This window comes from uncultured Psychrobacter sp. (assembly GCF_947495825.1).
In the GTDB taxonomy this organism is placed as follows: Bacteria; Pseudomonadota; Gammaproteobacteria; order Pseudomonadales; family Moraxellaceae; genus Psychrobacter.
The window spans coordinates 630,287-656,313 of record NZ_CANMAH010000001.1; the positions used below are offsets into that span (position 1 = coordinate 630,287).

General features: G+C 41.1%; 22 protein-coding genes. 17 read left to right on the top strand and 5 right to left on the bottom strand.

Features of this window, described 5'->3' with window-relative positions; translation table 11 throughout:
- Positions 1 to 16: 16 nt before the first annotated feature.
- From Q0895_RS02600 to Q0895_RS02620, 5 genes are all read right to left on the bottom strand, one after another.
- Complete coding sequence (locus Q0895_RS02600; RefSeq protein WP_299185277.1) at positions 17 to 1,807, bottom strand: potassium/proton antiporter; 1,791 nt, start codon at positions 1,805 to 1,807, stop codon at positions 17 to 19.
- A gap of 305 nt (positions 1,808 to 2,112) precedes the next feature.
- Positions 2,113 to 2,925, bottom strand: coding sequence for a type IVB secretion system protein IcmH/DotU (icmH, locus tag Q0895_RS02605; protein WP_299185278.1), 813 nt, complete (start codon positions 2,923 to 2,925; stop codon positions 2,113 to 2,115).
- A gap of 62 nt (positions 2,926 to 2,987) precedes the next feature.
- The gene (gene tssK, locus Q0895_RS02610) at positions 2,988 to 4,334 is read right to left on the bottom strand and encodes a type VI secretion system baseplate subunit TssK (protein ID WP_299185280.1); all 1,347 of its coding nucleotides are present in this window, start codon (positions 4,332 to 4,334) and stop codon (positions 2,988 to 2,990) included.
- Positions 4,335 to 4,343: 9 nt separating this feature from the next.
- Positions 4,344 to 5,036 (bottom strand): hypothetical protein, encoded by a 693-nt coding sequence (locus Q0895_RS02615; RefSeq protein ID WP_299185282.1) that lies wholly within the window; start codon positions 5,034 to 5,036, stop codon positions 4,344 to 4,346.
- 31 nt (positions 5,037 to 5,067) lie between these two features.
- Positions 5,068 to 6,117 (bottom strand): M15 family metallopeptidase, encoded by a 1,050-nt coding sequence (locus tag Q0895_RS02620; RefSeq protein WP_299185284.1) that lies wholly within the window; start codon positions 6,115 to 6,117, stop codon positions 5,068 to 5,070.
- Positions 6,118 to 6,470: 353 nt separating this feature from the next.
- On the opposite strand from Q0895_RS02620, the gene Q0895_RS02625 reads away from it, so the two are divergent.
- The 17 genes from Q0895_RS02625 to Q0895_RS02705 all read left to right on the top strand — a co-directional run bounded on the left by Q0895_RS02625 (position 6,471) and on the right by Q0895_RS02705 (position 25,969).
- Positions 6,471 to 8,078, top strand: coding sequence for a hypothetical protein (locus tag Q0895_RS02625; protein WP_299185286.1), 1,608 nt, complete (start codon positions 6,471 to 6,473; stop codon positions 8,076 to 8,078).
- A 90-nt stretch (positions 8,079 to 8,168) separates the two neighbouring features.
- A complete protein-coding gene (gene tssM, locus Q0895_RS02630) occupies positions 8,169 to 12,098 on the top strand; it encodes a type VI secretion system membrane subunit TssM (RefSeq protein ID WP_299185287.1) in 3,930 nt (1,309 codons plus the stop codon).
- Entirely contained in the window at positions 12,095 to 13,075 is a 981-nt protein-coding gene (gene tagF, locus Q0895_RS02635) for a type VI secretion system-associated protein TagF (RefSeq protein WP_299185289.1), read from the top strand. The genes tssM and tagF overlap by 4 nt, the downstream gene beginning before the upstream one ends.
- Before the next feature lie 73 nt (positions 13,076 to 13,148).
- The gene (locus Q0895_RS02640; protein WP_299185290.1) at positions 13,149 to 13,985 is read left to right on the top strand and encodes an OmpA family protein; all 837 of its coding nucleotides are present in this window, start codon (positions 13,149 to 13,151) and stop codon (positions 13,983 to 13,985) included.
- 77 nt (positions 13,986 to 14,062) lie between these two features.
- A complete protein-coding gene (locus Q0895_RS02645; protein ID WP_299185292.1) occupies positions 14,063 to 16,750 on the top strand; it encodes a DUF2345 domain-containing protein in 2,688 nt (895 codons plus the stop codon).
- 4 nt (positions 16,751 to 16,754) lie between these two features.
- Positions 16,755 to 17,876: a DUF6402 family protein gene (locus Q0895_RS02650; RefSeq protein WP_299185294.1), complete on the top strand. Its 1,122-nt coding sequence runs from the start codon at positions 16,755 to 16,757 to the stop codon at positions 17,874 to 17,876.
- A 16-nt stretch (positions 17,877 to 17,892) separates the two neighbouring features.
- Entirely contained in the window at positions 17,893 to 18,399 is a 507-nt protein-coding gene (locus Q0895_RS02655) for a hypothetical protein (RefSeq protein WP_299185296.1), read from the top strand.
- A gap of 155 nt (positions 18,400 to 18,554) precedes the next feature.
- Entirely contained in the window at positions 18,555 to 19,301 is a 747-nt protein-coding gene (locus Q0895_RS02660; RefSeq protein WP_299185297.1) for a DUF2345 domain-containing protein, read from the top strand.
- The gene (locus Q0895_RS02665; protein ID WP_299185299.1) at positions 19,298 to 20,596 is read left to right on the top strand and encodes a polymorphic toxin type 15 domain-containing protein; all 1,299 of its coding nucleotides are present in this window, start codon (positions 19,298 to 19,300) and stop codon (positions 20,594 to 20,596) included. Before Q0895_RS02660 ends, Q0895_RS02665 begins: the two co-directional genes overlap by 4 nt.
- Positions 20,597 to 20,614: 18 nt before the next feature.
- On the top strand, positions 20,615 to 21,328 hold the full coding sequence (locus tag Q0895_RS02670) for a GAD-like domain-containing protein (RefSeq protein ID WP_299185301.1): 714 nt from the start codon (positions 20,615 to 20,617) through the stop codon (positions 21,326 to 21,328).
- A 77-nt stretch (positions 21,329 to 21,405) separates the two neighbouring features.
- Complete coding sequence (locus Q0895_RS02675; RefSeq protein ID WP_299185351.1) at positions 21,406 to 21,642, top strand: GH-E family nuclease; 237 nt, start codon at positions 21,406 to 21,408, stop codon at positions 21,640 to 21,642.
- Complete coding sequence (locus Q0895_RS02680; RefSeq protein WP_299185303.1) at positions 21,643 to 22,209, top strand: ankyrin repeat domain-containing protein; 567 nt, start codon at positions 21,643 to 21,645, stop codon at positions 22,207 to 22,209.
- The gene (locus Q0895_RS02685; protein ID WP_299185304.1) at positions 22,206 to 22,919 is read left to right on the top strand and encodes a GAD-like domain-containing protein; all 714 of its coding nucleotides are present in this window, start codon (positions 22,206 to 22,208) and stop codon (positions 22,917 to 22,919) included. The genes Q0895_RS02680 and Q0895_RS02685 overlap by 4 nt, the downstream gene beginning before the upstream one ends.
- A gap of 292 nt (positions 22,920 to 23,211) precedes the next feature.
- Positions 23,212 to 23,529 carry a hypothetical protein gene (locus Q0895_RS02690; RefSeq protein WP_299185305.1) on the top strand — a complete coding sequence of 106 codons (318 nt, stop codon included), beginning with the start codon at positions 23,212 to 23,214 and terminating at the stop codon, positions 23,527 to 23,529.
- Positions 23,519 to 24,619, top strand: a complete 1,101-nt coding sequence (locus Q0895_RS02695; protein ID WP_299185306.1) for a DUF2345 domain-containing protein — start codon at positions 23,519 to 23,521, stop codon at positions 24,617 to 24,619. The genes Q0895_RS02690 and Q0895_RS02695 overlap by 11 nt, the downstream gene beginning before the upstream one ends.
- On the top strand, positions 24,619 to 25,587 hold the full coding sequence (locus Q0895_RS02700) for a hypothetical protein (RefSeq protein WP_299185308.1): 969 nt from the start codon (positions 24,619 to 24,621) through the stop codon (positions 25,585 to 25,587). Before Q0895_RS02695 ends, Q0895_RS02700 begins: the two co-directional genes overlap by 1 nt.
- Before the next feature lie 88 nt (positions 25,588 to 25,675).
- The gene (locus Q0895_RS02705) at positions 25,676 to 25,969 is read left to right on the top strand and encodes a hypothetical protein (RefSeq protein ID WP_299185310.1); all 294 of its coding nucleotides are present in this window, start codon (positions 25,676 to 25,678) and stop codon (positions 25,967 to 25,969) included.
- The last annotated feature ends 58 nt before the right edge of the window (positions 25,970 to 26,027 follow it).

Here is a 26,027-nt window from a genome sequence, read left to right on the forward strand (position 1 = left end):
TTTTAGACCAGCCGCATTAGACCACCGTGGGCAACTCTTGATGTTTTAAGCCAATGGTTCTCAGCGCTCCTTTGTCATCGACTTCCTTAATAACCAACGACCATTCGTCGTTTATCGAGACGGTATCACCCGATACTGGAGCCGTGTCCAAGCTTTGTTTAACATACTCAGCCACAGTCTGCTGCCACATATCTACTGATGAATCTTCCTCTTTAGACTTAAGTTTGTCTGATAGCGTTTCGGACGCCATAACACCGGTAAAAAACGGTAAATCTCCAAGCTTTACACTGGGTGATAATAACCAATCTCCGTAGAAATCATCGATGGCTTTACGATCTAACGTCGTGTCATTAAAAATCTTAGCAATTTTACTGGCATGGTTGCCCCTCATGGCGTACCAGACGCTATCACCAAATTTTAACTTGGTGTTTTCATCGACAATGACGATTTGTTGTCCGCGCACCAGTGCAAAAATACTAATTTCATCAGGACTTACCCGATTGGAGATACTTTTAGGATGACGACCGATAGCAAACGCTCCTGATTGAACTTCAAACTCGTACAAGGTGATACTTGCTTTGTCCGATACCCAGACTTCATGCTCCTCTTTTGGATCTTTATTGGTCGGAATACGCACCTTAAATAAATTTGCCATCATAGGAATGGTCGTTCCTTGCAAAATCAACGACAAGACCACCACCCCAAACGCTATATCGAACAACATAAAGGCGCCATCTATCCCCGCCATGACTGGCAAAATGGCAAGAGTAATAGGGACAGCACCGCGCAAACCAACCCAAGAGATAAAACCAATTTCCCTGTCTTTGAACTTAAAAGGCTTCACACTGGTATAGACGGCGATAGGACGGGCAACCAAAATCATAAAGGCGGCGATTGCCACTGAATAATGCCAAACGTTGATAACGTTAGACGGTGTGACTAACAGACCTAAAACGACGAAAAGCACTGCTTGTGATAACCATGCAAAGCTATCCATCACTCGCATGACATGTTCAGTTGAGCGCACCTTATGGTTGCCAATTAGCACACCAGTAAGATAGACGGCCAAAAAACCACTACCACCCATCAAATTGGTAGCTGCAAAGACCGATAAGCCAGCAGACAGTATCAAAATTGCATACATACCTTCCGCTAAATGAACCTTAGGTAACAGCCTCGATAGTAAATAACCGAAGAGCAAGCCCATCCCCAAGCCAAAGCTTAAATGCTGTACTAACAAGCCTAAAAATCCAAATACCGTCTGCCCAGCAGGATCTACATTTAGAGCGATTAGACCTGTAACCAATAAAATAGCCAAAGGGTCGTTGGCACCGGACTCTAATTCGAGCGTGGCTTGAACGCGGTCGTTTAGCTTGACCCCGCCATTACGTAATAGAGAAAACACTGCTGCCGCATCGGTCGAGCCAACGATCGCTGCCATTAGCAAACCAAAGCGCCAATCCACTTCGAGCAACCAAGTGACGAAGACCCCAAGCACCATGACGGTAGCCAGTACGCCCCAGGTCGCTAAAGTAACCGCAGGCTTTAGACCGACTCGAAATGATTTAAAAGAGGTACGTAACCCACCGTCTAGCAGGATACAAGCTAAAGCAGCCTGCCCGACGAAGTTGGCAATATTATATTGTGAAAACTCAATTCCTAAGATGCCTTGCTCGCCCGCCAACATGCCTACTGCTAAAAACAGCAATAACAATGGAACGCCCAAGCGCGCCGATAGCGTACTTGCCATGATACTGGCAAAAATCAACAACGCCCCTACTAAGTATAGGATATTTAAGGTATCCATCTTTGTAAGCCTTATTTTTTAATAATTATTATGGTGGTATTGGTTATGGTGATTGAGCAAATTGTAGTTACTAATAGTACTATAATTAACTATAACAGATATGGCTTGATGAAGTTAAAAAGTAACAATGACGACCTATGAACGACAGAGATGAGTGTTATTAATAGCTATATAATACGTCAACTTTCAGGCAATAAATTTATGTAATAAAAAAGCCACCCCACTACACAAATGGAATGGCTTTTTAAACATTAAAATAAGTTAAGTATTAACTCTATAGGCTTAGTACCATGTTTAAATACTGTTTACGGTAAGAAGATCGAGATATGTGCTTGCTCTTTGTTTTCTTGAATCACATTGTCATACGCTGAGAGCTGATTGTCAGAGAAGCTATTAGTAAATTGCCACATGGTTGCAAATATGACCGTCAGTAGTACAGCCATTACCGCGAGAATAACCCATAGCGGTGTTTCGCTAGTGAGAGTATGCTTAATCTGATCAGGAATCGCCCAAAACGGTGAAAATTCGTTTTTATTCCCGCGAAGATGCTCAATTTCATCACCTAAGCGCGAGATAAGATAGCGAATCTTCTCTGGTGCTTCAAGTCGGTACTTGCCCTGAAAACCAAGCAGCATCGCATAATGATAGACTTCTAGTGCAGCTAAACGCTTCTCGCCTTGTTCACGTAGACCATCTAAGCGTTCAAAAAATTCATTACCCGCAATTTGTGAACCAAACAAATCTAGTTGCAAAGGGTTCATCTCCCATGCGTCTTTTAGCGTTTGAAACTCTGGCTCCTGCGAGGTCATGACTGTCTCATCAACCAGAGCGCAGTATGCGTACTTGGCTTCATGAATATCTTCTGACAAAAATCCTTTTTTGCGCGCGTTAACTTCGAACTTATCTAAGAAGTCATAAATCTTTTGACGAAACTTATGTGGTTCGGTACTAAAGTAGTGGTTGCGTAGTAAGAACACTAAATAAAAGCCGTCATACATGACATCAACCAGCGATTGGCTGCTGAGACGTTTATCAAGACCGATTGCTGAGACCTTTGAGGCCACCTCACCTGAGTCTAATAATGAAGGCGCAGAGCCAATTGAATTATTCCCTGACATGATCGTTCCTAAGGCTTGATTTTTGAAAATACTGATTTTGAAAATACTGGTTTTGTAATCAGCTACTGTACGATAGCCATCAACTCTATTTTTAAGTCATCAAAACCGTTTGGTACATAGATACAAATAGATTCTGACTTGATCATCTCATCATACAGCTCGCCTACTGGCTCAATGGTGAAGTAACTAAATCCTGGTCGCACTGGTATCGCACTAGGTACTTGAGTCACATGCGAGACAGGTGAACCAGGTAGCGCTGATAACACACGCTTCTCTACTGAATCAGGAGTCGCAACCTTAAAGCGGCGTGGGACGATATCGATCAGCTCATGCATCGGTAGTGATGAGCTAATGGACAGATATAGCTGTGAGCTTCGCGTAATCTTGTCATTACTTAGCTCGCCCGTATAGTAAGATGATTTATTCTGACATAAGGGAATCGAGATAAAATTGCTTGCAATGACAGTGTTGAGTAGCTCACGAATGATCGAGATGATACTAATAAACGACTCATGAGCATTGTCATGATGATAAGAAGGCAGATCGCCCACTTTATATAATGAACTAAAAGTTGCCAACTGGCTGGCCACATTTAATAGCGCCTCATACAGACGTTCTGGATGCAATTTAGCGTTATTATATAAGTGATTTAGCTGAGAGTACGCGGTATTGAGAGTATGCAATAGCCAAAAAGATGCGATATCTGATGAGCGAAATTCTAGTAAATCATTATTAGACTGACGATGATGATCATATAATGAAGTCGATTTGGTATTAATCATAGTCATCAAACGATAGACTTGACCCACGAGCGCAGGGTTAGCGGTAATATGCACACTAGGGACGATGTAATCTTCGTCTACTTGATAAGCGCCTTGGGTTGTGCGTATTAGTTTGGCTACCAACAAAGACACTGTATCTTGACTAGGTGCTTGCGCGGAATGACTCAGCTGCAAGCTTGGTGATAGCTTGATAACATCAATGACTGCTTCAGCTGCCTCACTATATAAATCTTTTACTTCGACAGCACCCCTCACATAGCGCGCTGGATTATCACTATGCTCTGTCTGTATATTATTGCTGTCATTATGGACAATCTCTAAGCTTAAAAATACAAAAACCTCATCGCCATTATCTTGAGTATCTAGCGCAATGGACTTAGGCAATACGTCTGTACGAGGTGCCTGATATATTGTGCCATCTGGCAATACACCATATATACTTTGAAAGCTTAATAAATTACTTTCTAAAAGTTGCTTGTCTATCTGCACATCAGACACCCCATAAGCATACGGTTGCATCAGCATCATACTCAATGCTCGCTGCGAGTTATGATAAGTGTCTTGAATCTGAAAATGCTGAGGTCTTAAAAACAGCCCCTCTCCCCATAGTACTCTGTTTTTACTCAAAACAATCTCCTACGAACAGCTGACTAACGGCTGCTGATAATATTTAAGTTTGGTCGTAAATGTAGACGCAAGATTTGAACTGATGCCCTCTGCGATATTCACATCACATGCGCCTATATTAAGCGAAAGTGGCTTATCAAAATTGAGACTATCAAGCGGAATGAGAAGCTGTGAGCGTTTTTTGGTATACCTTAACCCCACCTTGACCGCCATAAAGCGCGCATCCTGCGGAATGTTTAGAGTCAGACTGGTCTTGCGATTAGGGATAACACTGACTTCTTTAGCAGCCAGCTCCTCAACTTCAGTAAACTGGCTTTCTTCTTCCAAAAACGCGATATAAGCGATACTCGCAGTACCTTGGTTTGTACGTCCAGCATTGGCATTGACCATAGGTTTAATGTTTAGTGTAACCTGCTGCCGCTTTAGCTGCTCTTGTAATGCCTGCTGCTCGGTATTCATATGCTCAATCTGCTGTTGCTGCTGCTCCAACTGAGCTTTTAGACTTTGCAGATCGTCCTTATTACTGCTTTTGCCATTACTGATGAAGCTCTTTATATTACCAGTAATAGTAGACTCGCCTGCCAGCGCAGAGACATTGTGGTTTGGTTTGCTTAATTTATCAGTGCTACACCCTGTTAGTGCCCCGCTTAGTAAACAACCAGCCACAGTTAATGTTATCGGTAATATATTACTTTTGTTCATATTTTTAATCTACCTTGGAGTATTATTGACATTATTGACGGGTCAAAATTTCTGCCATTTCTGGACGACCAAGCACGCCTTTTTTACGCAGCTCAACATGCCCAAGATCCATCATTCGCCAGTCACCTCCCCACACAAATCCAGCAGATTTTGCCACTTTACCATATAGTTTATAGCCTCGCATTGCCCAAGGATCCTTTTCAGTGATGACAATCTTACCATTTTTAATAAAGGCACTGTCTCCTGCAAGACCAAACTGATGGTAACTTTTATAGGAACCTGCCTTGGTCACATGCGAACCCTTTTTAAGAAGTCTTGCCTGTCTTGCAGGGCTACGATAGCCCTCTAAAAGCACCATATCATAGCCATACTGATCGCTCATTACCTTATACACAGTCAACAGCCGTTGAACAAAATCTGAATTCATTTTTTTCCAGTTGCGATCAGCATTCTTGATATTGATATGACCATTGTGCAGATGCGAAGCCAACATGTCGCCTGAATAGCCAGTGCTATGATCTTGAGCATTTAGATCGGACAAATCTGGTTCAGGTAGCATAAGTGGTCCTTCAGCTTGCGGAAAATTATTCTCTGTATCAAGCCAATACCCCTTCTCAATCTGCATAGCCTGATAGCTTGCAATCTCAGCATCAAGTTCAGCGAATAACTCCTCCGGCGGCGACGGTGGTGGCCGTAGGCGCTCTCCTACGAGTAGCTGATTAATTTGTGAGTTAGCAGTGCTGGGTATAGTGTTTTTAGCATGATAAACCTCAAGAGAGTGACTGTTAATGAGGGCATAACATATCCCGATAGTCGCTGTAATAATTAACACCGTCAATGTAGATATGATTGGAATACGCGAGAGATTGTTAAGCGCTACAAAATCACGAATGCGCTTTATAAAAGAGCGAGAGGACGTTACTTGTAGCTGCCTTAATAACCAGCTTATTTTTAGACCAGATAACCGCCGAACACGATTTTTTGTCTTATTAATTATTCTTATACCCAGTTGTCGATCGAAAAGCGCAATCACCACAACGACTGATATCAGCGTAAAGATAGAAACAGTAAAATACACCATAAAAATATAAACAGTCGTTGGTAATATTAATTTTATAAGTAGTATATAGACAAACGGGTTGTTTTAAAATAAAGCTGACTTAATTTCATTCTTATTTTTTCATACCTATATTTTTTCCTCTCTTTTACTATAAATTTCCGACGCCATGTCTTAAATTCAAAGGCTTTAAACTATCTCACTATAAAAATAATTACAAAAAAAGATATTTAAACTTAATGACTTACTAATAATTAGTCAAATAATGTAGTCAATTATAGTGACATCAATAGAGTAAACACCATAAAATACGCTTATAAGTATCTTGGCATATAGTGAAAATTAGGAAAAATAATCGATAGTTAGGAGTTAGAAAAGTGGTTGTAAAAAAACTAATGCCATACGGCCACTATGTTTTAGTGATGCTCTTAATTGTCTATCTCATATTGGCTTGGATGTATTTCAAAGACAATGCAGGACAACTTACTGCATTTGGTTTATTGCTTTGGTTTGTCATCGTTCCTCTATTGTTATTTGCATTTATCCTAGCGCTTCGATGGAGACAAAAAAAAACAGAAAGTAGTACTGCTGAGGCTGCATATAACGACAGTGAAAAAGAGCGCGCTAAACTACCGGATACTTATAGATTGTTTATGTACAGCAGTATTTGTCTGCCTGAAGGAGATAACTGGTCCGATGTAATTGATAATGATGCAGACCTCACCTTATTGAGTGAAGATCTGACAGACTTTGATGGTTTACCGATACTGACCAAACCGATTGCATGGCTAACCGATGTCGCACCCTTACCATACCAACATATGCATGAGGCGGGTTTAGAGGACTCAGATCTAAACGGCCTAACTCTGCGTCTGTGCTCATTGATTTACGAACAACTCTCTTTAAGTGATGAGGTGTTGTCGAGCATTGCTAAACACCTTAACGTTCATGATAAACAAGATACTCATGAACCCAACTCAGCTATCGATATTCACCCTGATTGGCAACAGCATTACCTTGTTAGTGCAGACAAAACAGATAACGACGAATCCACCTTCGCTCCTAGTGATAGCTCACTCTCTAAATTTTCCATTTATCTGTGCGTGCCTGAAGGCGCAGACACAGAGCTACTCATCGCAGCCACAAAAGAGCAGCTATCGACCTATGGACTTTTAGAATCCTTAATTACTATTAACCCGATTGTCACTAATGATATTGATCTAGAACGTAATATCACTTACGACTCTATGCAATTTATCAATGAACATGTGATGCCATTGGCCCAATCAGCGTCTCCTGAGCTTTGCTTATTGATCATTGCAGACACACAGATCAATGATGAGTGGCTAGAATTACAGCTGTACTCAAATAATAGCTCTACCATCATTCCTACCGAAGCTGGAGTACTGCTTATCTTTGGCAATCAAGCAGCCCAAGACGTACTTGATATCGACACTTATGCCAACGTTTTATTAACTAAAATATGTGCTCCTGATGTTAAAGACATGAGTACACAAAATGCGGATATAAACGACCATAGCCAATCAGAAGTATGCCTTGATAGCAGACGTAGCTATAGTCATCGGTTAATGAGGATCAAAGACTTACTGCTAGACAACTCTTTTTCACTGTCATCAACCACTGTCAAAACGCACATTCAAACAGAATTAGACGATACAACAAATAAAACTAATGTTCTTCCTCAAAATATTAGTGTCACATCTATAACTGACATTAATCCGGAGAAACAACCGTATGATATGTCAGTATATATGAGCTTTATTGATGCACTGACAGCACAAGACATACTAGTAAATGAGCGTTATTTAGGGCATTATATGCCATCTAACCTTTGGTTGAAACCATTTATCGGTTTATCATTATTCGTCAATTTAATTAATACCAACCAACAAGAGTCAGATTACATATTTCTAGAAACCCAACATAAGCGATGTTCTATGCTTTGGTTAGCAGATTTTTCCTAGGCGTTTTAAGCGTAGCTCTTATGAAAAAATTGACGCTTCATTGTTGTAAATACTTATTTTATTGTCTTAAGATCACACTAGGTAGCACGCATGTTTTCAAGGTTTTTTCATCTTATCTATAACCCAAGAGTGTTGTTGGTCTTGGGTATCATAGTCGCTCTAGTTTTGCTGTATGATTATGTGACCATCAAAACCTTTACCATCATTATTGGTATATTGTTGACATGCACAGTGCTAGGGGTACTTAGCTACTACTTATGGAAAAGGCGTAAAAAAGCTTCAGACGAACTTGCGAACTTGGTAGAAGATAGTGGTAATGAGAGTCACGACGAAAATAGCGCTCACAAGGCCAAAGATGAAAATGCACAAGAAGTGCAAGCGCTACGTCAACAAATGCAAGACGCTATCAAGACTATCCGGAAGTCAAAGATTGGTGATCAAACCGGTAAGGCGGCATTATATGAGCTGCCGTGGTATATGGTTATTGGTAATCCAGCAGCAGGTAAAAGCTCAGCTGTACTGCATTCTGGATTGAAGTTTCCATTTATGGAAAAAACCAATAAGCTATCGGTAAAAGGCGTTGGCGGTACGCGTAACTGTGACTGGTTCTTTTCAACCGAAGGTATTTTGCTTGATACTGCAGGCCGTTACTCTGTCTACGAAGAAGATCGCTTGGAGTGGCTATCCTTTTTAAATCTGCTCAAAAAGAACCGACCTAAAGCGCCAATTAACGGCATTATTATCGCTGTCAGTATCGCCGAACTTACCAAAAATGATCCAAGCTATGCCTTAGACTTAGCCAAAAACTTACGCAGCCGTGTCCAAGACTTGACCGAACAGTTGGAAGTCTACGCCCCTGTCTACGTGGTCTTTACCAAGATGGACTTGGTTTCAGGCTTTCGTGACTTTTTTAATGATTATGAACAAGAAGAGCGTAGTCAAGTATGGGGCGCGACCATCCCTTACCCTGAAGATCCCGAAAACATCAACATCACTGACGTATTCGAAGAGCATTTTGGTGTATTGGTCAACGGTTTAAAAGACTTGAGTACGACAAAATTGTCTTTGCGTCATCAGCGTACTGTCTCGCCAAGTCTGATGACTTTTCCTATGGAATTTCAGTCGCTACGTCCGATGATAAGGACGCTCATGCATGCTTTGTTTGAGGACAACCCTTTTCAATTTAAGCCCATATTGCGCGGATTTTACTTTACTAGCGCCTTACAAGATGGGCAGGTTAGCAGTCAGATGACTTTGCAAATGGTGCAAAATTACGACTTGCATCCACCAGCTGTACCACTCAATACCCAACAAGAAGCTGCTGATAAACCTTATTTCTTACAAGATTTATTTTCTAAAGTCATCCTAAAAGACAAGCATTTGGTCAAACAACACAAAAACCGTAATAAACGCAGTCATCGTGCTATTGCTACATTAGGCGCTGTAGTTGCATTGTGCGCGGCTGTCAGCCTATGGACATGGTCATATGCTAATAATAAGCAATTAACTGAACGCGTAGTAGCCGACTTACAACAAGTTGCCGAGCTACAAAAAAACGCTAATGGTGATCTGCAGTCTCAGCTTGAGTCACTTAGTATTTTACAAAGCCGAATAGAGCAGCTTGAGAACTATGAAGAAGATAAACCACTGTCTTTGAGTCTTGGTCTCTATCAAGGCGGCAAGCTCAAACAAAAACTACTAGCAGAATACTATAACGGCATCCGCATCATCGTCTTAGCCCCTACCAAACAAAATATAGAAAAGTTCCTGACAGAGGTAAATACTAACGCGGCGCAACTGACAGTACGCACAGAGGAATCTGCGACTGAAAATACAACTGAGACTACGACTAATGACGCTTATATTCAGTCCGATCCGACCGATGTTGAAGATGCTTATAATGCGTTAAAAGCTTATCTTATGCTAGGAAATCACAACAATTTAGAAACCAGTCATTTAAGTGACCAAATGACAAGGTTTTGGCGTAACTGGCTCGATGCCAATCGAGCTGACATGCCACGCGACAAAATGATTCGCCAAGCTGAGCGCATCTTAAGCTTTACGCTGGCACATGTCGATGACCCCTCTTTCCCGCTCGTCCAAAACGACTTGGGACTGATAGATAAAACTCGCAGCAATCTATCTAAAGTCAGTAAAGGCCAGCCTGCACGTGAGCGCGTCTACTCTGAAATCAAAATGCGCGCATCTGCTCGCTTCCCTTCTGTTACGGTTGCACAGATCACTCAAAACAATGCCAACGAAGCACTACTTGGTAGCTATGTAATCTCAGGCACTTTTACCAAGCAAGCATGGAAGTCTTTCGTTAGTGATGAGATTGATAAAGCTGCCACCACTAGAATGGTCGCAGATGATTGGGTACTGGCAACCAGTAGCCAAGATGATCTCACGTTGACTGGTAGCCCTGAACAAATACGGCAATATCTAGTCAATCGTTATAAGCAAGAATATATCGCTGAATGGAAACGCTTTATATCGCAAGTTTATGTTCGTGATAGCGAGGGATTTGATGACCATGCTGTCTTACTAAATCAGCTGTCTAACGCAAAAGAATCACCGTTAAAAACTTTATTTGAGACGGTCGATCGTCAAACTCAATGGGACAACCAAGCTGCTAACCTCGGCTCTGATAATAATGGCAAGTCTCGACGCTCCTTTGTAGATTGGTTTAAGCAAACCATACTGCGCCAAAGTCCAGCTGAGCTGCGTATGGCTGAAGCGGCAATGAACAACGGTAGCAGCTCTAGTGATACAAATTCTGCTCCGCAAGCTAATTCAGGTGTGATCGCGCAAGAATTCTCCTCTATTCATGCTCTAGTCACGCCAAGAGAGGACAATCAAGATCTGTCACTGTTAGATAATTACCTAGTAAGCTTAGGAAATATTAGAACACGCTTTAATAATATAGCGCGTAGTGACGATATCGGTCCTGATGCCCTACTGTTTGCTTCACAGACCCTAAGTCCTGACGGATCAGAGCTGACCAAGTCTCTACAAATCTTGGATGAGCAGATACTGAGTCAAGCCAATTCAGAAATAAAACAGCTTGTACGACCCTTGTTAAGTGAGCCGCTGACTCGCTCATTCAATATGTTGCTTACCCCTACTAAGGCTGAGATTAATAAAGTCTGGCAAGCGCAAGTACGGAAGCCATTCCTCGACAATCTAGAGAAAAAATATCCATTTACTGCCAATGCTAATTTAGAAGCGACACCAGCAGAGATTGGTCAATTCTTTGGGGAAGATGGTTATGTGGCAAGATTCGTTAACGAGACTTTATCGCCCTTTATCATACGTCGCGGTGATCAAATTTCGAGTAAGATTTGGAATGGTGCAGGTTTAGGTCTGAACCCACAGTTCGTCGCTGACTTCGGTCGTTACTTTGTCAACTATACTGGTAGCAATAGCTCAGGCTCATCGGGTACAGCTGGTGCTGCCCCCAATCAAACAACGTTTCAGATTATGCCATTACCAGTGAGCGGCTTGACAGAGTATACAATCGTCGTCGACGGTCAGCAGCTGCGTTATCGTATGGGTACACAAGCATGGACGACTTTTGTATGGCCAAACCCTAGTAGCCAGCCTGGCGCTAGCATTAGAGCCAAGGACTATGATGGCAGAGACTTTACAGTCTTTGAAGAAGCCGGAAGCTTTGGGGTAGAACGCCTCATCAATAGCGCACGCCGGACCGAGCTTGGCGATGACATCTTTGAGATGGCATGGTCGGGTGATGGCACAACGATTTCTGTCCGCTTTAGAGTTATCAGTGGCAATAGTAACAATGCCACTCAAGGTCGCTCAAACAACCCATTTACTGGCATGAAATTGCCTGCTGATGTAATCGCCCTTGGTGTTACGCGTAGTGCAAAGCCAATTGCTAATCCTAACGCTGACAATAACAGCCCTTCTATAAATAATTTAGCAGATCAAAGCAATGAACAAGGTAGTGCAACTACAAATAACACTTCTGCACCCTCTGAGCAGCAGGAGCAAACGCGATGATGTCCGAATCATTACCTTTAGTTTATTTCGGCAAGCTGCCTGCTCGCGGAGACTTCGTGCGTGCGCGCGCTCATATCAATGAAACCAACATTATTGATCAGTGGGTCAGTCAAGCTCTGACTACTTCGGGCTCTATATTGAACGAGTCATCAAAAAGTGATGAACCCTCTAAAGAGCCTCCCTTTTTAAATTTCAGTCACGTCGATACTGCTGCAAATCAAATCATTACTGGAGTGCTTATACCCAGTCATGATAGTAGTCATAGAAAGTATCCTCTTATCGGCTTTGGTGTCATCCATTTGGATAAACCCAAAAGCTGGACGAACTACCTTCCTATCAAATCGCTTACTATTTGGGATGATATTTATGCAACGTTGAGTGCGGCAAAGGCTCAAAACGATAGCACGCAAGTGACTGACGCTTTAAACAACTGCCTACTGACTATCGATAACAACGCCAGCACACACTACTATGACTTTATTAATACCATGACTCTACAAGACATTTCGGTATTAATGGATGTCAGTAAGCAGCAACTGGTACAGCAGATTATCGCAACAGGCTTGTTGTTTTTGCCTACATTCGCTAAAGGCTTCAACGGTCTCAACAAATCGATATGTTGGACACTAACGTCCGATAAAGCCAGTGCTATATATATGGCGACTTTTTGGCATGATTTAATCAGTGGCTTCTACCAGCCCCACCAAATCCGTCTCAACACTTATCTATACCGCACCTCTAATCATTATCGTCTATTAATGAACTTCACTAAACCTGATGGACGCGTACTTAGCCAACTAACAAGTAGTGCAGATACAAATCCTGATGACTGGGTCTGGATTGCTAATAGTGACTGGACCCAAGGGTATATCGACGAAGACATCGGTTTGACCCGCTTTAATAAAGTGTTGTTGCAAGACAATCTGTATTTATATGATACAAGACAACTGTTTAAGAGTATCTTCTTAGCGCAATAGCTATTTGAGACTATGTTTAGGATTAGTTTATTCAAAAACCGTTTAATAACATCTAGGTTAAAAAGGTGCTTTAATGAAAGACCTCTCCATAACGACAATATCTAAGCTGACACATCACAAAAAAAGCCTGCTATTGGCTGCTGTTTTTACGCTTCCTATGAGTGCTTTTGTCTTTGCAGAACATAATGGTGCTCACGTTGTAAACGGTTCGCAAGATGTGCCTGTCGTCATTAAAGGTGTCGTCGCTACCAGCTCAGATAAGCAGCAACTACTTGAAAAGCTCAAAGCTCAATACCCTAATAAACCAGTCAGAGATGAGATTGAAGTACGCTCAAACATCAGTATACCAACCAACTGGCAACAGATAGCCGCAGCTATTATCGATAGCGATATCTCCAATATTCGTCAAGGCCGTATCGATATTCATGGCACTACTATTAGCCTGCATGGCAAAGTCAGTAGCCCTGAACAAAAGCAAGCGATCCAAAATCGTATTCATACCCGTTTGACCGATCTCTATCAATTGGAGAACCAGCTAGTCGTCATAGAAGGCGAACAACGTCTCATCGATGATGCCCTAGGCGATCGTATCGTTGAGTTTGAGTCAGGCAGTGCCAATCTCACTCCTCTAGGTCTTGGCATCTTAGACGACATGGCAGGCGTCATTCAAAGTCTAGGCAACAAGCCCATTACGATTACTGGTCATACTGACAATGTAGGCAACTCTGCCACTAATCTGGTCTTGTCCAATGAGCGCGCTGAAGCAGTTAAGCAGTACCTGATAGGCCGTAATATAGATGCTACTCGTCTAAGCACTACAGGCAAAGGTGACGCTGACCCTATCGCTAGTAATGACACCGAAGAGGGACGCCGACGTAATCGTCGTATTGAATTTACTCTTGGCGAATAACACCGCTGTCTATGATAACAAAGATAAATAAGCACTCAAGTTGATACTGCCGTCGCTTAACAATAGGGATATTCATTATGCTACGCTTGACCAATACCTTACTGCCTATGACTGCTGACATGCTTTATGCCAGCGAAGGTAGCAGCCAAGCCCCTTATCCAAGTGCTCGGCAAAATACTGTTACTCATCAAACATGGCAGCAAAACCTACTTAGTGCTCCTGATGAATCCACCATCATCGCTCAGCTCAACCCGTATAATATGCAGCAATATCAACAACACGGTATCGACACCTACGTGCTGCACGTCTATATCCATGAGCTCAATCACCCCCCTTTTATGCCACTGACTCCCTTAATTGGTAGCTCCTTAACCCTAAGTTTTGATACCCCAAGTGGGCATGCCTATCGTCATCTATATATCACCGCCCTTTGCCAGCTCGATCATGATGGCAGCTATGGCTACTATCGACTCATCGCACAGCCCATCACTTATCGCTTGCATCAGCATCTACGCAGCCAGATAGATACTGACCTATCGGTACAAGCCATGGTATCAGAACGCGTCGCCATGCAAGAGATAGATGTGGTCGATGACAGTGGTACTGATAGCAGTAGTGAGGAAAATGCCAGTTGGACCCCAGCACGCATGACCCAGTGGCAGAGCAGTGACTGGAGTCATATCTGCGAGCGCCTCTCACGCCAAGGACTCACCGCTTACCTCAGGCACGCGCAAACTGAAGAGCATGCCCCGCCCACCCTTATCATTACTTCAGCTCGTCCTAGTAATGAAGACGGTATCAGTCAAAATATCGGCTCAGTACGTTATCAGCAAGTGCTACATGATCGCGCTCACGCGCCAATCTTAGCCCTTAGTGAGCAAGTCATAACCCAGCCGAGTACCTTCACAGTGCAACGCTTTAACAGCGCTAGCGTGGCCCACCCAACCCAGTCAGCAAATATGGCTATCAGTGATAGTGAGGCAGATAGCCAAACCAATACGTCTACCCTTATGATCGACACCCCAGCCGCCTTTGCTCCAGTGACTGATACCGAGACGATTGATGACGCTACTATCATGGCAAATAGTCACCACAGTCGCTACAGCGTCTACCATGCGCTTGCTCACTGTACTGATTTAAACGTTGCGGACACTTTTACTCTAGTAGGTCATAACCATCTTAATCAGCATTACCGCGCCACTCATATCGTGCATTTAGCACGCAATAGCCTCGCTCATGTCACAGGACTCACGATAAGCCGTCGTCATCACGAGCGTCATGCCTCAGATCTAAAAGCAGGTACTCACTTAACCCAGCTCAGACTGATCACCGCTGACACCCCTTGGGTAGGTGCGCTATACAGCAGACAAGTACTCCCGCCGATGACAGGGATCGCAGATAGCCAGTCTGATACGGACAGTCGCAATCATATGACGCCGACACGCCACTATTTATTAGACAGCCCTGCTCAATCTATCAATCGATTAGAAGCCCAAGCAGGAAGCAATTATGGTAGCCACTTTACCCATAGAGCAGATGACCAAACTCTGATACAAGCTATCGGTGATAGTGAGCATCTGATGAATACCGGTAGCTTATTATCATCAAGTCGCCCTAGCCTGTTTGCCACTGACAATGAGCAAGCGGTCGAGAGCGGCTATCGCAACACGGATTACGGTTTATCCGAATGGATCAGCGATCATAGAAGTGAGCAAGCCTATTCACAACTTAACGTCGATGCAGGAGACGTTGTTGCCAGTCTTAAAATGGGCGTGATCAACCCATCAGACACAGCCAAACGTCAAGGGATCAATGCGGCCACCAACGCGCAGATCAGTATCAAATCAGGGGAAGCACTAGTCCTATCCACTCAGCCACAAACTCACGCACAATCTGGACAGCACAATTACCAACAGCACACCCCTACGCTCATGCAAACGGCACTAGGTGGTCAGCGCTTAGCAGAACGTTTAACCCAGCTAGCGACCGGACTCGGTCGCAATGTTAACGACCATAAAGCGATTAAGACACAGTTAGAAAATATCGCCAAAGAACAACAAACTAAGACTCACCAACAGACGCCATTCACCCTGATTGATAGTGCAGCAGATAGCAGCTATGTGAGTAGCGATACCCTTATCCAACGCTCTATGGGCGAGATGATCAGCACTACTCAAGAAGATATGATTATCAGTAGTTGTGAGACTCATAACCTAATCAGTAGTGAGTCACTCAATATAGTCGCCGATGGTCAAGTGAGCTTCACCAACGCAAAAGACAATATCACCCTCTCCGCACATACTGGCAAACTTGAAGCAACGGCCAAGCAAGATGTGAACATCGCTTCTTCAACCAAAGAGGTTGAAGTGGTGGCAACCAATAAGATTACGCTAATAGCAGGGGGTGCGAGTATCACCCTTGATGGTGCTGATATTACGATTGCGGCAAAAGAGGTGGTCGAGAAAGGCGGTAAGCATGGTAAGGCTGGGGGTGGAATGGATACTCTATCCCTCAAGAAACTACCGAGTAAGATGTTAAAGCTTACCGAAAGTATGCTAAGTCTTATTTATGGTGAAGGTTTCCAGTTGCTTGAACAAGATACTAAACAACCTATCGCCAATCAAACCGTTTGGATCAAACGTGCAAACGGTGATATTGAGATGATACAGACAGACGAAGAAGGTAAAACTGCGCAAATAACCGAAGATAAAGAAGAAGACATTGAGTTATTAAATCCTCCCCAGCTTGGAATATTTATTGGATAATACTATGGCAGAAGATTATAAAGTATTAGTAACTAACCTTAGTTATCATTCAGATGGAACAATTACAGTAACAGGGACTAAACAGGGCATTAAAGAGTCATTTAGTCTTAAATGTACCGCAGAACAGCTATGCAAGTCGACTCTAACACCTAAAAACTCTAGTAACAAAACAGTAACAACTAAATCTTTATTTAAGCTCTCAGACATACCTTCTGTAATGCGAGCGAAGGGTTGGCATATGGCTGCCTACCTCAATGAAAAATGGCTAAATGATGAAAGTTTAGAGATGACTGCGGCAGAAAAAGGGGACTGGTCGAAAATTAGACCTAACCTGATATTATACAAACCTAATATATTTAATCACCACTGGTTAAAAAACTTTGAAAGATATAATGATGCTCTTGATGATATTAAAACGAATATTACATCCAAAGCATCTAGGAGGCTAGTTTTAAAATACCTTAAGAGAGATGGTGCTTTCAATTCATCTAACTTGAAAGGTCTATCTTTCTCTTCAGAAAGCAACTATAGAGAACTAAAGACTATTAATTCAGGAAACGTTAATGAGTTAAAAAAACTACAAACATTTCATGAAAATTGGCAATGTCAAAACCTGCCAATTGATAATGGACTAAATGACAAGCTTGATACTTATATAAGAAGCGGGTTCAAAGTCGATGACTTGTGGTCTACTTTTGGTTCTTTTGCAATATATGCATGTATAGGTGATTATAAAGTCATTCCTCAACGTAACAATTACTTCATGATTTACATTGAATCTATCGTATGTTATGCAATTGATAGCTACGAGTTTATTACTCCCCCAGATGACTATTTGGGACATTGGAGTAGAGATGAGTTCGACTTTAATCTTATCTTTAAAAAAAATATCAATAATTTAAACTCTCACCGTCATTCAAGAACAGGTGAGTTTAGAGGATCTTTTAATCCAAATAACCTACTTTATCCAGTATATAATAGTCACTATCAGGAGTATCGTAAGAAATATAAAAAAGGGCGCGACATGGTAGTTTGGACCAAGCCTGAAATAATAAGTATGGAAGACATGTCAAATGAATTTAAAACTTTTATAGTAACAAAGTCGGATATAAATTCATCACTATAATCTAAGGGTAATGATAATGATAAAGTATTTAATTATTATACCGATGCTATTAGTTTTAATGATTTACATAATTATTAACATTAAAATTAACAATCAAGTAAATATAATTTTAAATGACTTTGATTCTGCGAGTGAGTGTAACCATGTTTCTACATCTCTTTTTGCAGACGGAGAAATAACAGATAGAGAATATATTTTTTATAGATGCTTATTATCGTTAGATATTAAAACACTATATTTCTACGTTGATAAAGAAACTAATAAGATTGTCAAAAAAAGAATAATCCCTACTAACTATGAAAGTATCGTGGGTTCAGCTCCTAGATTCTGTACTACAGGAGTTAGTAAAACTGACCAAAAAAACATATATGATGTTTGTAGTATATTTATTGTTTATGAAAATTTCCCAACAGGGCGACACGAATTATTTTTCAGTACGCCATTGACTATTAATACTAACAAGGCGCTGAGAGAGGAAATCATGCAACAAGGTTATACACAGAATGTAGATGATTTTTTATAGTCGTTTAGTTTATTGAATCTATATCATAAGCCCAAGAGCACAACCATCAGCATCATACTCCTACTCTCACCCAAACCAGCCTTGGCGGTCAGCATCTAGCCGAGCGCTTAACGCAACTGGCAACGGGACTGGGACGTAATGTAAATGATCATAAAGTGATTAAGACGCAGTTAGAAAATATTGCTAAAGAACAACAGACTAAGACTCATCAAACCACGCCGTTCACCCTGATCGATAGCGCCGCAGATAGCAGCTATGTGAGTAGCGATACCCTTATCCAACGCTCTATGGGCGAGATGATCAGCACCACGCAACAAGACCTAAACATCAGTAGTGGTGAGACTCATAACCAAATCAGTAGTGAGTCATTAAGTATCATAGCGGATGGTCAATTTAGCATGACCAACGCAAAAGACAATATTACCCTCTCCGCCCATACAGGGAAACTGGAAGCCACCGCCAAGCAAGATGTCAACATCGCCTCCTCCACCAAAGAGGTTGAAGTGGTGGCGACCAATAAGATTACGATCACAGCAGGGGGTGCGAGTATCACCCTTGATGGGTCTAATATCACTATCGCCGCCAAAGAGGTGACGGAAAAAGGAGGTAAACATAGTAAGGCGGGAGGTGGAATGGATACGCGCTTTGTTTCAGGCTTACCTTCTAATGTCTTAGCGGAACCGCCAACCTTTATAGAGCTGAACTATTTATATGATGATGAGACACCTGTAAGCGTTGCGCCTTACCGCGTTGAGTTCGCTGATGGCTCAGTAAGAGAAGGAACTTTAGATGACAATGGCTTTGCTCGTTTAGAAGGTGTGCCCAAGGGTCAAGCTCATGTTTACTACGGTGAAGACCCTGCTGACTTTGTGCCTGATAGAGACATGGAGGACGATACATGAGTGGCTTTGGCGGCGGCGCACTAGGAATTAGTAACATAGGGAAGGATTACACTCCTCAAAAATATAAAAAAAATCAAAAAGAAAAGCCAACAGGCTGGTTTGAAGCATTAAAAGAAGAGACAGGTTCGTTTCTAACAGGTGAGAACACCTCTTCATGGGCATTATTTGCTGAGATTGTGATTGGGGCAGTGCCTATCGCTGGTCAATTGGTTGATGCTCGAGATATTATCAAAGCCGTTATGAACCTTAAAGATAAGCCTTCTGATACTACTTTATGGTTTTTACTCATCGCAGCATTGATAGGGCTGATACCTGTCGTTGGTGATGCGGTCAAAAGTGCCATTAAAGCGGTTAAGATTGGCGGTAAAAATCCTGCTGATTTATTTGCCTTTATCAGAAAATTCGGTAAAGGTAACGCAGAACAAGCACTAAAAAAAGCGTTAGACGTTAGCAAACTAAAAGGGTTACTTAACAGTATCTTGACCCCTAAGTTTCTAAATAGTTTAAGTAAAACCAATAAGCAAAAGCTGATACAAATTCAAAAGGACTTTGATCGTTTTGCTCAGCAAATTGTCAATGAGATTGATGGCTGGTCGAAGATGACACCGGCTACCGCAAGTGTTAATAGTGCAGGTGTGGGTCGAACGGCTGGTAATAAACCGAGTACAGCCTTAGCATCAACCAATAGAAACGCTTCTGGCGAAACAGTCAGTCATAACAGTAGTATAACGTCGAGACCTGCTAGAAAAGGGGTTATGAAAAAACATACTCCTAAATGCTTTAAGCCAGGCGATAGCTTAAAGAAGAAAATCAATAAAAGTCCTAAAGATAAAGCAAAAATTGAAAAAGAGTACTATCGTCAACTAAAAGATCAAGAAGCTGGACTAAACAACCTTACTGTCGATGAATATTTGACAGGTCGTGATGCTTTTAAAACGCATGGCAGACCGAAAAGTAATGGGGCGCAGGCAGATGCTAGAAGAGAATATGAGGATAATATTCAAGATTCTTTGGAGAAAAGCTATAGAAAGCAAGGTAAGTCGGCTGTTGAAGCACAAAGGTTGGCTAAATCCCGTACCAAAGTGATAGTATCCGATTTACATGCCCTACATGATCCTGACATGGTAGCAGGTGGACAAGATAAGATTAATCGGCTGGGTCGTGGCGATGTAAACTCCTCTATTGGTTCGCAGTGGAAACATAGAGTGGCAGAGATGGACAAAGCGGCTAAAGAAGCACAAAAAAATCAAGGCGGACAGACTAAAATGAAGGTAGAATTAAACCGTTGTAAATAATTAAAATAGGATATAGTTATGAGTGAGTTTATTATAGACGAAGATTTTGATTTTTTTTTAGCTAACTTTGGACTACCTGATTGGCAACAACCCGTCGAACAAGATACTATAAATTTTTTCAACAATAAGTTACCAGATAGATTGCTTTTTTACTGGCAAAAGTTTGGCTTTTGTCGTTTTAAGCAAGGTTTGTTTTGGATAGTCAATCCTGCTGACTATGAAGATGGGTTAGCTATCTGGCTAGGTGAGGACGTTCTAAAACAAGATAACTATTATATTATTGCTCGCAGTGGTTTTGGCAAGTTATACGTTTGGGGTGAAAAAACAGGTCATGCCTATACGATTACTCCAACTCGTGGTTGGGTCTATCATGAAGAAGGAGACACTAAAGATATTGCTAACGGACATGCTAATAGAAACTTACAGTTTTTCTTTTCGTTGCGTAAAATTAAAACTAATGATCAATATGATAATAATAGCAAATCACTTTTTGATCGCTGTGTAAAAAAGTTTGGCGCACTTGACTATGACGAGATGTTTGGCTTCGTTCCTGCCCTTGCCATTAGTGACAATGCGTCTATTAAGAATGTCGATAAAATGAATATCTTTGTCCATCTTAGTCTTTTACCTGACCTGATTGAGATTCAACATATTGACTTTAAGAAATTAGGACAAATGGCATTTGGTGTTGATGAAGATACAAACCTGCCTGATTTAAATAATTTAACATAAATAGTTTTTAGCCACCTTCGGGTGGTTTTTTATTACACCTCTACAGTAAGGCTATTGACAAACTAACAGATGAAGTTATAGAACCGCCTTTACATTATGGTCATATGAATGGTTGGGAAAATAGACGATTAATAGAAGCTTCTGAAGAGTTAGGTATGTCACAAAAACAGCTAAACGATTATGTAAACTCAAAACCTGATTTATTTAAAATTGAAAATGGACCTGAAAATATAAGTCACCGTGGTGAAAAGCCTGGTCGTGGTGAGTTAGATAGAATAATTAATGATATGAATCAATTTCTTAAAAAGAGGTAAATGATGAAAGATACTAAAAAAAGTAGAGTAGAGGAACGTTTCGACGAACTTTATAAGAGTAGTCCTAAACTTCGTGTATCTGTTGCAGAAAGCGAAGGGGATATCAAGTTATTGAAAGAGATATTTTTAATCAATAAAACTTTAGATATACTAGACACTTCAGAAGAAGAATCATGGAACTATCTTCACCGAGCCAATTTACTTAATCCTTCACCGAAAGAAACCATCCAATTCTATATAGAACAAGGCGTTCCTGTTAATGTCCAAGACTACTATGGTATGACACCCTTGCACTATGCTATGAGTGTACAGAACGTTGAGGCAGCCAAAGTACTACTTGAGGCAGGCGCTGATCCTAATATCCCTAATGAGAAAAAATTAACGCCTCTTGCTTATATCAATGGTGTACCAGAGCGACTCGACCTGTTAAAGCTTATGCTAGACAAAGGGGGTGACGTGAATATTGATACAGGTAGTGGCACAATCTTAGAAAAAATTAAAAAATATAGAGCAGACGAAGAAGAGTTTGTACCAGTGATTGAGATGATGGAACAGTATGCAAAATGAGTGATTTTATTATCGATGAAAAATTTGACTTTTTTATGGAAGATTTTGGACAACCTGACTGGCAATATCCTGTTGAACAAGCTACCTTAGAATATTACCGTGGTAAACTGCCTGATAAACTTCTGTTCTATTGGGAAAAAATGGGTTTTTGCCGCTTTAAACAAGGTCTATTTTGGATCGTCAATCCTGCTGACTATGAAGATGAGCTCGTGCTTTGGCTAGATGAAGATATTCTAAAACAAGACAACTATTATGTGATCGCTCGTAGTGGCTTTGGTAAACTCTATGTTTGGGGAGAAAAGTCAGGGTTTGCTTTTGAGATTACTCCAACTTACGGTTGGGTATATCAGGAACAAGGTGACGCAAAAGATATTGCCGCTGGACTTGAAGACAGAGCTATACAGCTATTTTTTACGATTCAGCAGGTACAATATGTTGATATGGAAGACAACAACGACAAACCCCTATTCAAACGTTGTGTCAAAAAGTTTGGCGCGCTTGAGTATGATGAGATGTTTGGCTTCGTTCCTGCCCTTGCCATAAGTGACAATGCGTCTATCAAAAATGTCGATAAAATGAATATCTTTGTCCATCTCAACATTCTCGCTGATTTGATTGAGATTCAACACATCAACTTTAAGAAATTAGGACAAATGGCATTTGGCGTTGATGATACCTCAAACTTACCTGATTTAGATGACTTAGTATAAGTAATTATTTAAGCCACCTTCGGGTGGTTTTTTCATCCAACCAATAAAACAGTAACTCAAATTCAAAACGTTCAGCTCAACATGGAGTTCTAAGCCTTGCTTAATACAAATATTCGAACCACGACCACTATCTGCAAACAATTGATCTCACCGCTAGCCCTGATTGCAGCGGATATCCTTGGCCGCACGCAGGAATGCAGGCACTTAGACAGAGACGTTATCGCTGAGCAGGAACGGCACGGTCTTTAGTGCCTGCTCTTGCGTGCAGTCAAGATAGTAGCGAAAAGCAGGAATGGCTACAACCCCTTGGGTTGGCTCTGTGTACAGCAGACAAGTACTCCCGCCGATGACGGGGGTCACTGAGTGTCAAGCTGATAGCGACAGTCGCAATCATATGACGCCGACACGCCACTATTTATTAGACAGCCCTGCTCAATCTATCAATCGATTAGAAGCCCAAGCAGGAAGCAATTATGGCAGCCACTTTACCCATAGAGCAGATGATCAAACTCTGATACAAGCTATCGGTGATGGTGAGCATCTGATTAATACCGGTAGCTTATTATCATCAAGTCGCCCTAGCCTGTTTGCCACAAATAATGAGCAATGAGAGCGGCTATCGCAACATAGGTAACAGTCTACCTGAATGGGTCACTGATCACCGCAGTGAGCAAGCCTACTCACAACTTAACGTCGATGCAGGAGACGTTGTTGCCAGTCTTAAAATGGGGGTGATCAATCCAGCAGACACAGCTAAACGCCAAGGGATCAATGCCAATACCAACGCTCAAATCAACATCAAATCAGGCGAAGCGCTGGTACTGTCAACCCAAGCACAAACCCATGTGCAATCTGGACAGCATAACTACCAACACTACACCCCGACCCTGACCCAAACGGCGTTAGGTGGTCAGCATCTAGCAGAACGTCTAACGCAATTGGCAACCGGTCTTGGAAGACAAGTTAACGATCATAAAGCCATCAAGACCCAGCTTGAGACCATCGCCAAAGAACAACAAACTAAGACTCACCAACAGACGCCATTCACCCTGATTGATAGTGCAGCAGATAGCAGCTATGTGAGTAGCGATACCCTTATCCAACGCTCTATGGGCGAGATGATCAGCACTACGCAAGAAGATATGATGATCAGTAGTGGCGAGTCTCACCAGCAGATCAGTAGTGAGTCATTAAATATCATAGCGGATGGTCAAGTCAGTCTAACTAACGCCAAAGACAATATCACCCTCTCCGCGCATACAGGAAAATTAGAAGCCACTGCTAAACAAGATGTGAACATCGCCTCCTCCACCAAAGAAGTAGAGGTAGTGGCGACGAACAAGGTGACGATAACGGCAGGGGGAGCGAGTATCTCCCTTGATGGTGCTGATATTACGATTGCGGCAAAAGAGTTGGTCGAGAAAGGCGGTAAGCATGGTAAGGCTGGGGGTAGAATGGATAGTTTGGGTCTTGGGGTATTGCCAGATAAGATTATAGAGACAGATAACCACTTAAGAGTTGTATATGATGAAGGTTTTGTAATCGTAGATGAAGATACTCAAGAACCTATACCAAACTGCCAATACAAAATCACTAAACCTGATGGAAGTATTGAAACAGGGATTACAGATAATGAAGGCAGAACAAAAGTAATAGAGAGCTATGCAATTGAAGAATTAAAGATTGAGGTGAGATTCTAATGACTGATAATTGGGAATTAATTGGACAGTCATCAACTAGTCCAAGAAGCAATACTAATAGAGTAGTAGTAAGTACAAGAGTACCCAAAACTGAAAATATTATATTCATTGGATCCGAGTTTGAATACAATAATTTTTGGTTGAAAAATATGTTTATTGCAGCTGCCTATCCTTTCATCAAAAACAGAAATAAATTTAGAGAGTGTGACAAAGTCACTATTGCTTATGTTGATTACGGTTATACTCGCTTAGAAAAGCTAGCTATAGAAGGTTTAAAAAATGAAATAAAATTCACTGATAACGTAACGTTTATTGCTTTGAAAACTAAATCAAAAATTATAGAACTATTAAATGCAGATAGAGAAAACTATAAGATAAAAGACTTAGCATTTTTCTGCCATGGCTTGAACGGAAAAATTACCTTGAATTACAGTGGTAGACCTAATATTGATCTAACTAACTCAGATATAAACGCCATTAGTAATACTAGCTTTCTTAGTTCAGCTAGGGCTAGTTCATATGCATGTAGAACGGGGATGTCAGATAATTTAACACTTAGGGCACAAGGATCATTTGATAGCATTAGTGAAGCAGATCCTGATAATAGTTTTGCTCAACTATTCGCAAATAGACACAATATCGATTTTTACGCATTCCATAAACGTACACTATATAGTAATATATTAAACCCTAAGGGCGATGCTGAAAAAATATCTGAAGACCTTAGAAAAAAGAGAACAATAAGTAGTAGTGATGTCATTCCGATACTAGAAATTTATGAAGCATTAGTACACGTAGAATTAGGTGAAAATTATAAAAACATGTGGGGATGGGTTCCAAGAGGTGCCGTATCTGAAGGAACTAATGGCTATTCATTATGGAGAAAAGGAGGCGGATTGAAAACCCCAGTTGCTGCTAATACTCCAATAGGTTTACCCGCTACAATGACTAAATTCAGCCCTAAATAATATGATTAATAAACAATTAAAACTTAAATTTCTTATATTAACTCTAATAATCTTATTAGTTATTTTTTATATTTATATGGTGAAGTCAATGAATGCATTTAACTATCAAAATTTTGATGAGAAAGACTTTCTACTCATTCAGGCAGATTTAAAAAAAGAATATAGTTCTTATTTAAATAGTTTAGAAAAATATAACAGTGTACAAGTTACTTTTAATTTTTACAATATTATACCGCCAAGTGGGGCAACTATAGAATTATACTCTCATAAAATATCCAATTATATATATATTGGACCTTATCAATCTACACTTTCATTTCTCGTAAAAGATAATTTGTTTGAGAATAAGCTTGATTCGTTAACTATAGTTAAATCTTTATAAAATCGATACAGCCCATATCATGAAACAGTTTAGGTAGATTATTCTCCATCCATCCTTG

Bases quoted from the DNA above. Each gene is read 5' to 3' on its own strand.
- Q0895_RS02600 (WP_299185277.1), bottom strand. From the start codon at position 1,807: ATGGATACCTTAAATATCCTATACTTAGTAGGGGCGTTGTTGATTTTT.
- icmH (WP_299185278.1), bottom strand. From the start codon at position 2,925: ATGTCAGGGAATAATTCAATTGGCTCTGCGCCTTCATTATTAGACTCA.
- Q0895_RS02615 (WP_299185282.1), bottom strand. From the start codon at position 5,036: ATGAACAAAAGTAATATATTACCGATAACATTAACTGTGGCTGGTTGT.
- Q0895_RS02620 (WP_299185284.1), bottom strand. From the start codon at position 6,117: ATGGTGTATTTTACTGTTTCTATCTTTACGCTGATATCAGTCGTTGTG.
- tssM (WP_299185287.1), top strand. From the start codon at position 8,169: ATGTTTTCAAGGTTTTTTCATCTTATCTATAACCCAAGAGTGTTGTTG.
- tagF (WP_299185289.1), top strand. From the start codon at position 12,095: ATGATGTCCGAATCATTACCTTTAGTTTATTTCGGCAAGCTGCCTGCT.
- Q0895_RS02640 (WP_299185290.1), top strand. From the start codon at position 13,149: ATGAAAGACCTCTCCATAACGACAATATCTAAGCTGACACATCACAAA.
- Q0895_RS02645 (WP_299185292.1), top strand. From the start codon at position 14,063: ATGCTACGCTTGACCAATACCTTACTGCCTATGACTGCTGACATGCTT.
- Q0895_RS02650 (WP_299185294.1), top strand. From the start codon at position 16,755: ATGGCAGAAGATTATAAAGTATTAGTAACTAACCTTAGTTATCATTCA.
- Q0895_RS02655 (WP_299185296.1), top strand. From the start codon at position 17,893: ATGATAAAGTATTTAATTATTATACCGATGCTATTAGTTTTAATGATT.
- Q0895_RS02665 (WP_299185299.1), top strand. From the start codon at position 19,298: ATGAGTGGCTTTGGCGGCGGCGCACTAGGAATTAGTAACATAGGGAAG.
- Q0895_RS02670 (WP_299185301.1), top strand. From the start codon at position 20,615: ATGAGTGAGTTTATTATAGACGAAGATTTTGATTTTTTTTTAGCTAAC.
- Q0895_RS02680 (WP_299185303.1), top strand. From the start codon at position 21,643: ATGATGAAAGATACTAAAAAAAGTAGAGTAGAGGAACGTTTCGACGAA.
- Q0895_RS02685 (WP_299185304.1), top strand. From the start codon at position 22,206: ATGAGTGATTTTATTATCGATGAAAAATTTGACTTTTTTATGGAAGAT.
- Q0895_RS02690 (WP_299185305.1), top strand. From the start codon at position 23,212: ATGGCTACAACCCCTTGGGTTGGCTCTGTGTACAGCAGACAAGTACTC.
- Q0895_RS02695 (WP_299185306.1), top strand. From the start codon at position 23,519: ATGAGCAATGAGAGCGGCTATCGCAACATAGGTAACAGTCTACCTGAA.
- Q0895_RS02700 (WP_299185308.1), top strand. From the start codon at position 24,619: ATGACTGATAATTGGGAATTAATTGGACAGTCATCAACTAGTCCAAGA.
- Q0895_RS02705 (WP_299185310.1), top strand. From the start codon at position 25,676: ATGAATGCATTTAACTATCAAAATTTTGATGAGAAAGACTTTCTACTC.